General features: G+C 73.1%; 13 protein-coding genes and 1 pseudogene. 8 read left to right on the top strand and 6 right to left on the bottom strand.

Annotated elements, in window-relative coordinates:
* Positions 1-61 precede the first annotated feature (61 nt).
* Positions 62-1,010, bottom strand: a pseudogene (locus tag CCN29_RS24035) (endonuclease/exonuclease/phosphatase family protein).
* Positions 1,011-1,144: 134 nt separating this feature from the next.
* Between CCN29_RS24035 and CCN29_RS24030 the strand changes: the two are divergent.
* From CCN29_RS24030 to CCN29_RS24020, 3 genes are all read left to right on the top strand, one after another.
* Positions 1,145-2,509 (top strand): amidohydrolase, encoded by a 1,365-nt coding sequence (locus tag CCN29_RS24030; protein WP_442538470.1) that lies wholly within the window; start codon positions 1,145-1,147, stop codon positions 2,507-2,509.
* A gap of 128 nt (positions 2,510-2,637) precedes the next feature.
* Positions 2,638-3,354, top strand: a complete 717-nt coding sequence (locus CCN29_RS24025) for a DUF899 domain-containing protein (protein WP_031064850.1) — start codon at positions 2,638-2,640, stop codon at positions 3,352-3,354.
* 156 nt (positions 3,355-3,510) lie between these two features.
* Positions 3,511-3,696: a DUF8839 family protein gene (locus CCN29_RS24020; RefSeq protein WP_019525306.1), complete on the top strand. Its 186-nt coding sequence runs from the start codon at positions 3,511-3,513 to the stop codon at positions 3,694-3,696.
* A gap of 29 nt (positions 3,697-3,725) precedes the next feature.
* Here CCN29_RS24020 and CCN29_RS24015 read toward each other — a convergent pair whose 3' ends face one another.
* Together CCN29_RS24015 and CCN29_RS24010 are read right to left on the bottom strand one after the other, a co-directional pair.
* Positions 3,726-4,178, bottom strand: a complete 453-nt coding sequence (locus CCN29_RS24015; protein WP_031064852.1) for a hypothetical protein — start codon at positions 4,176-4,178, stop codon at positions 3,726-3,728.
* The gene (locus CCN29_RS24010; protein WP_063834534.1) at positions 4,175-4,969 is read right to left on the bottom strand and encodes an ATP-binding protein; all 795 of its coding nucleotides are present in this window, start codon (positions 4,967-4,969) and stop codon (positions 4,175-4,177) included. Before CCN29_RS24010 ends, CCN29_RS24015 begins: the two co-directional genes overlap by 4 nt.
* Before the next feature lie 232 nt (positions 4,970-5,201).
* On the opposite strand from CCN29_RS24010, the gene CCN29_RS24005 reads away from it, so the two are divergent.
* The 3 genes from CCN29_RS24005 (at position 5,202) to CCN29_RS23995 (ending at position 7,233) form a co-directional block, all read left to right on the top strand.
* A complete protein-coding gene (locus CCN29_RS24005) occupies positions 5,202-6,062 on the top strand; it encodes a Sco1979 family transcriptional regulator (protein WP_006135308.1) in 861 nt (286 codons plus the stop codon).
* Complete coding sequence (locus CCN29_RS24000) at positions 6,063-6,347, top strand: DUF397 domain-containing protein (RefSeq protein WP_006135307.1); 285 nt, start codon at positions 6,063-6,065, stop codon at positions 6,345-6,347.
* Positions 6,348-6,429: 82 nt separating this feature from the next.
* A complete protein-coding gene (locus CCN29_RS23995) occupies positions 6,430-7,233 on the top strand; it encodes an SAM-dependent methyltransferase (protein WP_006135306.1) in 804 nt (267 codons plus the stop codon).
* Positions 7,234-7,434: 201 nt separating this feature from the next.
* Here CCN29_RS23995 and CCN29_RS23990 read toward each other — a convergent pair whose 3' ends face one another.
* Together CCN29_RS23990 and CCN29_RS23985 are read right to left on the bottom strand one after the other, a co-directional pair.
* The gene (locus tag CCN29_RS23990; protein ID WP_031018519.1) at positions 7,435-8,925 is read right to left on the bottom strand and encodes a glutamate synthase subunit beta; all 1,491 of its coding nucleotides are present in this window, start codon (positions 8,923-8,925) and stop codon (positions 7,435-7,437) included.
* 177 nt (positions 8,926-9,102) lie between these two features.
* Positions 9,103-9,585 carry an anthrone oxygenase family protein gene (locus CCN29_RS23985; protein WP_006135304.1) on the bottom strand — a complete coding sequence of 161 codons (483 nt, stop codon included), beginning with the start codon at positions 9,583-9,585 and terminating at the stop codon, positions 9,103-9,105.
* 220 nt (positions 9,586-9,805) lie between these two features.
* Between CCN29_RS23985 and CCN29_RS23980 the strand changes: the two genes are divergently transcribed.
* Together CCN29_RS23980 and CCN29_RS23975 are read left to right on the top strand one after the other, a co-directional pair.
* Entirely contained in the window at positions 9,806-10,438 is a 633-nt protein-coding gene (locus CCN29_RS23980; RefSeq protein ID WP_006135303.1) for a nucleoside/nucleotide kinase family protein, read from the top strand.
* A 147-nt stretch (positions 10,439-10,585) separates the two neighbouring features.
* Positions 10,586-11,014 (top strand): CBS domain-containing protein, encoded by a 429-nt coding sequence (locus tag CCN29_RS23975; protein ID WP_086684421.1) that lies wholly within the window; start codon positions 10,586-10,588, stop codon positions 11,012-11,014.
* A gap of 37 nt (positions 11,015-11,051) precedes the next feature.
* Here CCN29_RS23975 and CCN29_RS23970 read toward each other — a convergent pair whose 3' ends face one another.
* Positions 11,052-12,170: a magnesium and cobalt transport protein CorA gene (locus tag CCN29_RS23970; protein ID WP_031018520.1), complete on the bottom strand. Its 1,119-nt coding sequence runs from the start codon at positions 12,168-12,170 to the stop codon at positions 11,052-11,054.
* Positions 12,171-12,462: the final 292 nt, after the last annotated feature.

Here is a 12,462-nt window from a genome sequence, read left to right as displayed (position 1 = left end):
TCGCGCAGCCGCCGCGCGGAGACCACGCCCAGCTCCTCCAGGAAGGCGCCGTGGTCGTCCATCAGATGGCGGGAGGCGTCCATGGACAGCACGCCCAGCTCGGCGCTGAGCCTCTCCGGTTCGGTGAGGTCGGGCAGCCCGGCCGGGGCGGTCCGTCGGCCGGCAGGCCCGTGCCCGCCGACGTCACCCGCCGCACCAGCCGGTGGCTGAGCAGCACATGGTCGATCAGCTCCCGGCGTCCTGAGTTCACCCGCGAATAGCGTTCGGACGCCGGGATGAGCGGCGCCACGTCCCACAGCCGGAACGCATCCCCCCCGGTCCGGGCGGTCGTACCCCGGCGTGCCGATCTCGGAGCCGGGCGGCCCGAGCAGCAGCTGCGTGGTCGCCGCCTGCACCTCGTCGTTCAGGTCGCCGAGCACCGCGACGTCCCGCTCCCGCCCGTCGCCCTCCAGCAGCCGGTCCGCCAGCGCGCGCAGTGCCGCCGCCTCGGCCGCCCGCCGGTACAGCGCGTAGGCGCCGTACCGGGCCCGTTCGCCCTCGTCGCGCGGCTGGAAGCGGCCGTCCGGGTACGACAGCAGCTTCGACTTCAGATGACAGACCGCCACCCGCAACGGCCCCCGCTCGCCCGCGACCTCCACCGCGAGGAAGCCGCGCCCGGCCTGAGAGACGGTCAGACCCGTGTCGTCCGCCTGCACCGGCAGCATCCTCGGCGGGAACACCGCCGTGTCGGCGACCACCGTCAGCTCCGTACGGCTGAGGAAGCCAACCCGGGTGCCCCGGCTGTCGGTGTGCGAGGACAGCGCGAGATGCCAGTCGTCGTCCAGCATCCCCGCGAGGTCCTCCAGCGCGCCGGGGTCGCCCACCTCCTGCACGCCGAGCAGCCCCGGATCCAGTTCGGTGATCACCGCGGCGAGCGCGGCCAGCTTCGACGCGTACGCGGCCTCGTCGCCGGGCCCGTAGGGGCCGCCGGGCCGGTACAGGTTCTCCAGGTTCCAGGTGCCGAGGAGCAAGGCGGGCCCCTTTCAGCCGTGGGCGGGCTCGTGGTGAGGCCAGGGTGCGCGCCCGGCCCGCCGTGCGACAGAGCCGCGACGGGATGTCGCGGTTCGGCTCCCCCGGGGTCGGAGTCCCGTCGTACGTTGACGTGATGACGCCTTCTGCCGTGGAGAGTCCCGCCGGCCTCATCATCACCGGATGCACGGTCCTCACGCACGACGATCAAGAAGAGGTCGGCTTCCTCGATAATGCCGCCGTCGTCGTCCGCGACGGGGTGGTCGAGGAGGTGACCGACGCCGGGGCTGTCGCCGGACGCACGGCCGACGAGTGGATCGACGCCCGCGGGCAGGTCGCGCTGCCCGGCCTGATCAACTGTCACACCCACGCCCCGATGGCCGCCCTGCGCGGGCTGGCCGAGGATCTGCCGACCGAGGCGTGGTTCAACGACGTCGTCTGGCCGGTGGAGTCCAACCTCACCGAGCGGGACGTCACCCTCGGCGCGCGGCTCGCCTGCGCGGAGATGATCCGGGCCGGCGTCACCTGCTTCGCCGACCACTACTTCCACATGGACGCGGTCGCCGAGGTGGTCGCCGCGAGCGGCATGCGCGCCCTGCTGGGGGAGGCGTACTTCTCCTCACAGGGCCCCCGAGGACGGGAGCGTTCCCTGGAGTTCGCGCTCCGCCACCGGGGCGCGGCCGGCGGCCGGATCACCACCGCGCTCGCCCCGCACGCCCCCTACACCGTGGACGACGCCGACCTCGCCACCACCGCCGACCTGGCCCGCGCCCACGGACTGCCCGTGCATCTGCACGCCGCCGAGAACCGCGACCAGACCGAGGCGTCCCTCGCCCGGCACGGCGTCACCCCCGTCGAGGTGCTGCACCGCACCGGCATCCTGGACACCGACGTGCTCATCGCGCACGGCACCGGCATCGTCGAGAGCGACCTGCCGCTCCTCGCCCACGCGCGCGGGCGCACGGCGGTGGCGACCGCGCCCCGCGGCTACCTCAAGTTCGCCTGGCCCACCACCACACCCGTGCGCGCGCTGCGGGACATCGGCGTGCCGGTCGGGCTCGCCACGGACGGCGCCGCGTCCAACAACTCCCTCGACGTGTGGGAGTCGATGGCGCTCACCTCGCTGATCCAGAAGTCCACGGAGGGCGACCCACGCTGGCTGACCGCACGTCAGGCCCTGCACCACGCCACCCTCCAGAGCGCCCGCGCGGTCGGCCTGGAGGGCAGCGTCGGCCGCATCGCGCCCGGCCACCGCGCCGACCTCGTGCTCGTCGACCTCACCGGACCGCACACACAGCCCGTGCACGACCTCGCCGCGACCCTGGTGCACAGCGCCCGCGCTGCCGACGTCCGCACCACCGTCGTCGACGGCCGGATCCTCATGCGCGACCGGCGCCTGCTCACCGTCGACGTCCCCGGGACCGTACGCGAACTCGACGAGCGCCTGCCCGCCCTCGTCGACCGCGGCCACGGCCGGCGCATCCGGGAGTACGACACCTGAGGAGGCATCGGCGCGCGGTGCGTGACCCGCGCACACGGAAGCGGCGGCGAAAAGTGCGGCGACGGCCGATGAGTTCCGCGCGGCACTCCGGTCACCCCTCGCAACGGGACCGTCGCACAGGAGGAACCATGTCGCTTCCGGAGATCGTCTCGCGCGCCGAGTGGCGCGCGGCGCGCGCAGAACTGCTGGACAAGGAGAACGCCGTCACCCGCGCGCTCGACGCCCTCCGCGCCGAACGGCGCCGGCTGCCCATGGTCCCCGTGGACCGCGAGTACGTCTTCGAGGGCGGCGACGGCAAGGCCACGCTGCTCGACCTTTTCCAGGGGCGGCAGCAGCTCGTCGTGCACCACTTCGTGTTCGAGCCGGAGTGGGAGACCGGGTGCCGCTGCTGCTCCGCCTTCCTGGACCAGATCGGACACCTGGCGCACCTGCACGCGCGGCGCACCACGTTCGCCGCCGTCTCCCGCGCGCCGTTCACCCGCATCCTGCCGTTCAAGGCGCGGATGGGCTGGACGGTGCCTTGGTACTCCTCGGACGCGGGGGACTTCGACGCGGACTTCGGCGCCGACTTCGGGGTTGTGTCGGAGAGGGACGGTGCGGCGGAGGGCGGCGAGCTGCCGGCGCGTCCCGGCGTGAGCTGCTTCCTGCGCGACGGCGACCGCGTCTTCCACACCTACTCGGCCCACGGACGCGGCCTGGAGGGGCTGGGCTCCACCACCAGCCTGCTCGACCTCACCGCGCTCGGCAGGCAGGAGCCCTGGGAGGAACCCAGGGGGCGCGCGCACGCCCTGGGAGCGCCCGCGACGCCGGAGCATCCGCGCTACCACGACGAGTACGACGACTGACACGGACGGTGACGGATTACTCCGAAAAGCTGAGAGCGCGCTCACACTTGGCAGTGAACGGGTGTCAACTACGTCTCAGTACCGTCACCGGACGAGGCGTTCGCCCCATGGTTGGCGTTTAACTCTACGAGTACAGCGCTACATGGAGGTGGCAGGGTGAACGGGCGAACAGTGCTCGAACGCTTTCCCGCAGGTGGACCCCGGGGCTCGTGGCCCGCGGAGGAGTTCGCGCATGCGCGCCGCCTGGAGGGCCTGCCCGCCGAGGTCGTCATGGACCTCGCCACCGACATGTTCCTGGTGATCGTCCGCGGCGAGGGCGCCGGCGGTGAGGCGGTGGCGTGAGCCCGGCCGTGAGGCGCCGTGCCCGGCCGTCAGGCGGTGACGGGGCGTGACCAGACGGGGGTCGTCCCGGTGAGCCGGCACAGCGCCAGATACAGCGGTATCGGCGGCGTGTAGGGGAGCGTGCCGTCGGGGCGGTGGATCAGGCCGGGAAGGCCGGCCGCGCCCGTGTCGGCGGGGGAGTCGGGGAGGACCGCGCCGGCGGCGTAGTACGCGGGGGCGGGCCACTCCAGGGCGTAGTCCGAGTCCGACGGGACCAGCCACCACCAGTGCGCGTCATCGGCGTACACGCACCCCACGCGGGGCAGCCGGGGCAGGACCAGCGGGCCGAACCGCGCCGGCACGGCGACCGCGTCGCAGCCCATCGGGGCGGTCATGCCGTCGGGCACGGGAAGTCTGCGCGGCGCGTCCGGGGTCTGCCGCCCGCGCCCGATCCGGACCAGCGAGTCCAGGCTCAGCACGCGTGAGCCGCCGGGGCCCGTCACGCCCGTCCTCCGTCCCGCTCGGCGGGTATGCGCAGGCGCTGCTCGGCGGGGTGGGCCGCGCCGCCGTCGCCGGTGTCGTCCTCGCCGTCCTCGGAGCCACCGGCCGGACCGGGCTTGGGACGGGCGCCCCAGCCGAGATCGGCGCGGGGCTCACCGGGGCGGGAGGCGGTGGGGCGCGGGGCGTCGGCCGCGCGAGGGGACCCGACCGTGTGCGGGGAGTCGGACGAACGCGGGGCGTCGGCGGTGACAGGGGAGCCGGACGAACGCGGGGCGTCGGCGGTGACGGGGAAGTCGGCCGTGTGCGGGGAGTCGGCGGTGCGGGCGAGTTCCGCCCAGACCAGCAGACCGGGGCCGTGCTCCTGGGCGCCCCACGCGCGGCACAGGGCGTCGACGAGAAGCAGTCCCCTCCCGTGCTCCTCCTCCGGCCGCTGCCGGGTGTTCGCACGCGGCCGGCCCGGCGCGCAGCCCTCGTCCCGCACGGCGATGCGCAGCAGGTCGTCACCGTCGTGCAGCTCGCAGACGACGTGACTGCTCGCCGTGTGCACGATGGCATTGGTGACCAGTTCGGACACGACCAGAGCCGCCGTGTCACAGGTGTCCTCGCACACCGACCAGCCGGTCAGCCGGGCCCGTGTCAGCCGTCTCGCCTGCGCGGGGGAGCCAGGGTGAGCGGCCAGCTCGAAGCGGAACCGGCGCTCGGCGGCGGCCCGGGAGGGGGCGGCGGCCGGGGTGGCGCCGAGGCCGACGGGAGCTGCGGCGGCGTCTGTTCCTAAGGGCGCGGACGGAATCACGCTTGCCACTATCGCCCCGCCGTGAACACTTGGCAAGTGTCACTCTGAAAATTGCAGAGTGCTGTGTGACGGTCTGGACGGGCGTGGCACACTGCTCGCAACAGCACCTCGCGCGGCGCCAGTTGGGATCGCCGGAGATTGATTCGAATATGTGTTCGGGTTACCCGATCTCCGTGCCAGATCACCGGACGGCGCCGCCCGGCTGTCAGGATTTGTTCGAGGGAGGTGAAGCGTGAGCGAACCCCGGTCCGCACCGACGGTCGGGCAGGTCGTCCTGGGCCGCCGCCTGCTGGACCTGCGCGAGCGCGCGGGTCTCAAGCGGGAGGAGGCCGCCCGGATCCTGCGGGTCGCCCCCGCCACCGTGCGCCGCATGGAGATGGCGGAGGTGGCGCTGAAGATCCCCTACCTCCAGCTGCTGCTGAAGGCCTACGGCGTCTCCGACGAGGAGGCCGAGGCCTTCGTCCAGCTCGCGGAGGACGCCAACAAGCCCGGCTGGTGGCAGCGCTTCCACGACATCCTGCCCGGCTGGTTCTCCATGTACGTCAGCCTGGAGGGCGCGGCCTCCCTCATCCGCAGCTACGAACCCCACTTCGTCCCCGGACTGCTCCAGACGGAGGACTACGCGCGTGGTGTGCTGCGCTCCGGCGCCATAGGGCAGACCCGGCCCGAGGACATGGAGCGCCACGTCGACCTGCGCATGCGGCGGCAGGAGCTGCTCACCCGCGAGGACGCGCCCCGGCTGTGGGTCGTCATGGACGAGACCGCGCTGCGCCGCCGGGTCGGCGGCCCGGAGGTGATGCGCGCGCAGATCGACAAGCTGCTCGAGGCGTCGGCGATGCCCAACGTGACGCTGCAGATCGCGACCTTCGACAGCGGGCCCCACCCCGGCACGTACGGGCCGTTCGTGCTGTTCCGATTCGCCGTGCCCGAACTTCCGGACATGGTCTACAGCGAGTACCTGACCGGCGCCGTCTACCTGGACGCGCGCACCGAGGTGGCGACCCACCTCGAGGTCATGGACCGCATGGCGGCGCAGGCCGCCACGGCACATCGCACGAAGGAGATCCTCCGGGATCTCCGCAAGGAGCTGTGAATGGAATTCTTCAAGCCACCGAAGACCCAGCCGCGCGCGCGGGAGCACGCCGGCCGGATCTACAACGGCATGCCCGCGCGGGAGCTGGGCAGCGAGGGCTGGCACAAGCCCTGGAGCGGCGGCAACGGCGGCAACTGCCTCGAGGCGATGAAGCTCGACGACGGCCGGATCGCCGTCCGCCAGTCCACAGACCCGGACGGTCCCGCGCTCATCTACACCTCCGCCGAGATGACGGCCTTCATCGAGGGGGCCAAGGCCGGAGAGGCGGATTTCCTGCTGTCCTGACCTCCGATTGCCGCACTACCTTTGCTTTCTCCCTTGGCACTGAATTGATCACTAACACTTGCAGACAGTTACGGAGCCCGTCATGACCGGGGAACACCCCGTGGAGATCGACACCACCAGACCACATCCCGCGCGGATGTACGACTGGTATCTCGGAGGCAAGGACAACTACCCGGTCGACGAGGCGATGGGCCGGCAGATGCTCGCCCTGGAGCCGAGGGTGCCGGTCATGGCGCGCGTCAACCGCGCGTTCATGCAGCGCGCCACGCGCTGGCTCGCCGGGCAGGGCGTGCGCCAGTTCCTCGACATCGGCACCGGCATCCCCACCGAGCCGAACCTGCACCAGATCGCCCAGCGCGTCGCACCGGACGCCCGCGTCGTGTACTGCGACAACGACCCCATCGTGCTGGCACACGCGGCGGCCCTGCTGCGCGGCACGGAGGAGGGCGTCACCGACTACCTCCAGGCCGACGTCCGGGAACCGGACCTGATCCTGGAGGGCGCGCGCAAGGTCCTCGACTTCGACCGGCCGATCGCGCTGTCGCTCATCGCCCTGCTGCACTTCGTCCCCGACGAGGACGGCGCGCACGAGCTGGTGGCGCGACTGGTGGACGCCCTGCCCTCGGGCAGCCACCTGGTGATCAGCCACGCCACGGCCGACTTCACCCCCGAGGAGTCGGAGGAGGCCACGGCGAAGCTCAAGGGCGCCGGCGTCACCCTGGCGCTGCGCAGCCGCGAGGAGTTCACCCGCTTCTTCGACGGCCTCGACCTCGTCGACCCCGGCGTCGGGGTGCCGCACCTGTGGCACCCCGAACTGGGCGACCCGGTCCCGGGCCAGGACGACGGGGTCATCCCCGGCTACGGCGCGGTGGCCCGCAAGCCGTAACGCCGTCCAGCCGCACCACCCGACGCCCCTGGACACCCGGCCGCCGCCGGGGTCCGGGGGCGTCGGCCTGCGGGGGTCCGGCGGCGGACGGCCGGTGCCTGCCGCACCGGGGGTCGGATTCGGCCACCGGGGGCGTGCTCGCGTACGGACGCGAGAGCTCAGCCGCGTGTGAGCGCACGGGCGTGCCCCCGAGGGGGCGTGTCAGACGGTCATGGGCCGGTCGTACGGGCCGATCGGCGCCGGCAGGTGGCTCGTGCCGCCCGTCAGACGGCGGTCGACGGCCGCCGCGACCGCCCGGCCCTCCGCTATGGCCCACACGATCAGCGACTGCCCCCGGGCGGCGTCGCCCGCCGCGAAGACGCCCGGCACGTTCGTCGCGAAGTCCGGCCCGCGCGCGATCGTCCCGCGCGGCTCCAGCTGAAGACCGAGCTGCGCGACGATCCCGTCGCCCCGGTCCGGCCCCGAGAAACCGAGGGCGAGCAGCACCATGTCGGCGGGCAGCGTCCGCTCCGTCCCCGGCACGGGCCTCCGTCCCGCGTCCACCTCGACCAGGTGCAGCCCCCGCACCCGCCCCTCCTCGTCGCCCACGAAGCGCAGCGTCGACGCGGCGAACAGCCGCGCGTCGGCATGCGCCGCGGGCGCGGTCCGCAGTTCGCCCGCCTCCTCGTGCGCCGCCGACAGCCGGTACAGCTTCGGATACGTCGGCCAGGGCTCGTTCTCCTCGTCGCGCCCGGCGCCCGGCCTGCGGTAGATGTCCAGCTGGGTGACCGACGCGGCCCGCTCCCGCACCGCCGTGCCCAGACAGTCGGCGCCCGTGTCACCGCCTCCGACGATGACCACGTGCCGTCCCTGAGCCGACAGCGGCGACCTCTCCACGTCGCCCTCGCAGACCCGGTTGGCCAGCGGCAGGTACTCCATCGCCTGGTGGATGCCCGCGAGTTCACGCCCCGGCACCGGCAGCTCCCGCCACGCCGTCGCCCCCGTGGCGATCACCACGGCGTCGTAACGGCTCCGCAGCTCCGCCGCGTCCACGTCCCGCCCCACCGTGGTCGACGTGCGGAACCGCGTCCCCTCGGCCCGCATCTGCTCGATGCGCCGCTCCAGATGGTGCTTCTCCATCTTGAACGCGGGAATGCCGTAACGCATCAGCCCGCCGATCCGGTCGTCCCGCTCGTACACCGCGACCGTGTGCCCGGCCCGCGTGAGCTGCTGCGCGGCGGCCAGCCCGGTGGGACCCGAGCCGATGACGGCGACCGTCCGCCCGGACAGCCGGTCCGGCGGGGCCGGCGCAGCGAACCCGTCCTCCCACGCCCTGTCTGCGATGGCGCACTCGACGTTCTTGATGGTGACCGCCGGCTGGTTGATGGCGAGCACGCAGCCGGCCTCGCACGGCGCCGGGCACAGCCTCCCCGTGAACTCGGGGAAGTTGTTCGTGGCGTGCAGCCGCTCCGCCGCCGCCCGCCAGTCCTCCCGGGACACCAGGTCGTTCCACTCCGGGATGAGGTTGCCCAGCGGACAGGCCTCGTGGCAGAACGGCACCCCGCAGTCCATGCACCGGTCGGCCTGCGTGCTGACGATCGGCAGCAGGCCCCCCGGGACGTACACCTCGTCCCAGTCGCGGACCCGCTCCTCCACCGGCCGCCGCGGCCACTCCTCGCGGGGCGTGGTGAGGAAACCCTTGGGATCTGCCATGGCCGTCTTCCTTGCGTGCGCGGGGGACAGGCCGTGCGTCGTCGGGCGGCACTCCTGCGCACACGATACGTCCGCCCACCCCGCCCCGCAGCGTGCCGGACACGGTCCGTACGGAGCCCGTCCGATGAGGGCGGGCGCGTCGGCCGGTGGGTGCGGGCGCCTTCGCCGGCGGGCGGCTCAGCCGGTGAGCGCCAGGAGGTACGCCAGCGCGGCCCCGGCCGAGGCGAGGGCGCGGACGTGGTTCCACCGCGTCCACCCCCGCACGTACTCCGGCCAGTAGGCGGCCGCCTCCGCACCGCCCGCGTCGAGCCGGGCCAGCCGCTCGTTGCGGGGTATGTTCGCCACCACGGTCAGCCCGAACGATCCGCACAGGAACAGCACGCCGCCCACCACCGACGCGACCGCCCCCTCGTCCGGCCACGTCACGAGCGTTGCCACCGTGAGCACCGCGCTGAGCAGCGTCGTGCCGAGGAACACCGCCATGAACGGCGGCCGCACCGCCGCCACGTTGACCGCCTGCATCGCGGCCACGCCCCGCGCCGGCGGCAGCGCCGCCAGCCCTCTCATCACGAACGTCGAGAACGCGCAGAACACCCCGGCCACCAGCCCGGTCCCCAGGCCGCCCAGCGCCGTCAGCACCGCGTACGGTCCGTCGCCCATGTCCTCACCCCCGTCACCCTCGTCTTCCGTCCGGAACCCTCTCCCGGCCGCCGGCACCACCACCGGTGACACCACCATCAGTCAACGCGCCGCCGCCGCGCCGGGCCATGGCCGAGCGGCGCGCACCCATGCGCGAGCGTCCACGCCCGCCGGCCGTCCGCGGTGCCCTGCCCTCCCCGGCGCTTCCGGGTCCGCCCGGTACGTGCCGCATCATGGCCGTGTGCGACTCGAAGCGATCACCTGGGACCGGCTCGTCGACCTGCTCGCCGAACGCCTGCTGGACCTCGACACGTCCGACGGCGGGCCCTGGCCCCGCGTCGCCCTCGACGGCGCCCCGGCCGCCCGCCCGGGAGACCTCGCCGAACGGGTCGCCGAGGCGCTGCGCGTCCGAGGCCGCCCGAGCCTGGTCGTCGGCACGGCGGGCTTCCTGCGCCCCGCCTCGGTCCGGCTGGAGTACGGCCACCAGGACCTGGAGTCCTACTACAGCGGCTGGTACGACACCGGCGCCCTCTGGCGCGAGGTGTTCGACCCGCTGAGCCCCGGCGGCAGCGGCCGGGTGCTGCCCGACCTGTGGGACCCGGTCACCGACCGCGCGACCCGCAGCGCGTATGCCGAACTGCCGCCCGGCGGTGTGCTGTTGCTGCACGGTCCGCTCCTCCTGCACCACTGGTTCCCCTTCGATCTGACCGTCCACGTCCTTCTCTCACCCGGCGCCTTGCGCCGCCGCACCCCCGAGCCCGAGCACTGGACCTTGCCCGCCTTCGAGCGCTACGAGCAGGAAACCGACCCGGCCGGCACCGCCGACGTGCTCGTGCGCGCCGACGACCCTCGCCACCCCGCCTGGCGCGGCTGAGGCCACGGTGAACAGCGTGGCCGGGACCGAGAGCGCGGCGCCGTCCGCTGCGGGTGCCGTCCGCGGGCGGCCCGGCGACAATGAAGGGCGTCGGGACTCGCGGCGCGCCCCGCGCCGCGCCGGCCGTCCGGCACCGGGAGGTACCTCATGACCACCGCCGGAGACATCATGCACCGCGGCGCCCAGTGGATCCCCGCGCACGAAACCCTCGACCGAGCGGCGCAGTTGATGCGCGAACTGAACGTCGGCGCGCTGCCCATCAGCGACGAGAACGAACGGCTCTGCGGCATCCTCACCGACCGCGACATCGTCGTCGGCTGCGTCGCCATGGGCCACGACCCCGCCAAGGTCACTGCGGGTGAGATGGCCAAGGGCACACCGCGCTGGATCGAGTCCGACGCCGACGTCGACGACGTCCTCACCGAGATGCGCACCCACCAGATCCGCCGGCTGCCCGTCATCGACGACAAGCGTCTCGTCGGCATGATCAGCGAGGCCGATCTGGCCCGGCATCTGACGGGCGAACAGATCGCCGCCTTCGCCGAGAGCGTCTACGCCCGGTCCGCCTCCGGCTGACACCGCCGCTCGCGGCCGGTGCCGGCCACGGCGGGCGTCACAGCCACCCGCTGCGCCGGAACGCCCGGTACAGCAGCACGCACGCCACGGATATCACCCCGACGACCATGCCGTAGCCGTACCGCCAGTGCAGCTCCGGCATGTGGTCGAAGTTCATGCCGTACATTCCGCACACCATGGTCGGCACCGCGACGATCGCCGCCCATGCGGTGATCTTGCGCATGTCCTCGTTCTGGGCGACCGTGACCCGCGCCAGGTGGGCCTGGAGGATCGAGTTGATCAACTCGTCGAACGACGCTATCTGCTCCGTCGCCCGCTGCAGATGGTCGGCGACGTCCCGGAAGTACGCCTGTATGTCCGGGGCGACCACCCGGCTCGGCCGGGTGGCGAGCTCCTCCAGCGGCCGGCCCAGCGGCACCACCGCCCGCTTCAGCTCCAGCAGTTCACGCTTGAGCTGGTAGATACGTCCCGGGTCGACCCGGGCGCCGTGCTCCGCGAACACCTCCGTCTCGACCAGGTCCATGTCCTCCTGGACCGAGTCGATCACGCGCAGATAGTCGTCGACGACCTGGTCCGCGACCGCGTGCAGCACCGTGGACGGGCCCTGCGCCAGCCGCACCGGGTCGGCCTCCAGCCCTTCACGCAGCGGGCCCAGCGACCCGTGCCGGCCGTGCCGCACCGTCACCACGAAGTCCTGGCCGACGAACACCATGATCTCTCCGGTGTCCACCACCTCGCTGGTCGCGGTGAGTTCCTCGTGCTCGACGTAGCAGACGGTCTTGAGCACGGCGAACAGCGTCTCTCCGTACCGCTCCAGCTTCGGCCGCTGGTGCGCCTCCACGGCGTCCTCCACCGCCAGCGGATGCAGGTCGAACAGCTCGGCGATGCCGGCGAACTCCCGGCTCGTCGGCTCGTGCAGCCCCAGCCACACGAATCCGTCCCCGCTCTCGCGGACCCGCTTGACGGCCTCCGCGACGTCCCCGGGCACGGAGACCCGGTAACCGTCGCGGTAGGTCACGCAGTTGACCACCGAGGAGCCCAGCGGGGAGCGGGCCGGGTGACTCAGATCCACCCGGGGACGCCGGCGCGCCAGGCCGCGCAGCCTGCCCACGCGGCCGAGACCGGTGACCTTCCTCAGATTCACTGCCCTGGACATGTGGCTCCCCCTCGTGGATCCCCCGTGCCGCGCTTCCTCGTCGGCCTGCCGGGCCAGTCTGCCAGCGACCGGCCGACCGCGTACGGGCCTGTGGAAACGCCACGTTCCGTTTGGTTCCCGCCTGTGGAAAACGGGGCCCGGAGCCCGCCCGGACGTGCGTCCCCCTCGATCCCGCACCTGTCCGACCCGTACCTCAGCCCGCATCTCGGTCCCGCATCCCGGGCCCGTGCCTCAGTCCCGCACCGACGGCCGTGCCCCCACCCGCTCCACCGCCGCGGCACCCGCCCGGCAC

This window comes from Streptomyces pseudogriseolus, assembly GCA_002154585.1.
Taxonomy (GTDB): Bacteria; Actinomycetota; Actinomycetes; order Streptomycetales; family Streptomycetaceae; genus Streptomyces; species Streptomyces pseudogriseolus.
The sequence above is the reverse complement of the archived record's forward strand: the minus strand, read 5'-3'. Positions and strand labels throughout refer to the sequence as shown.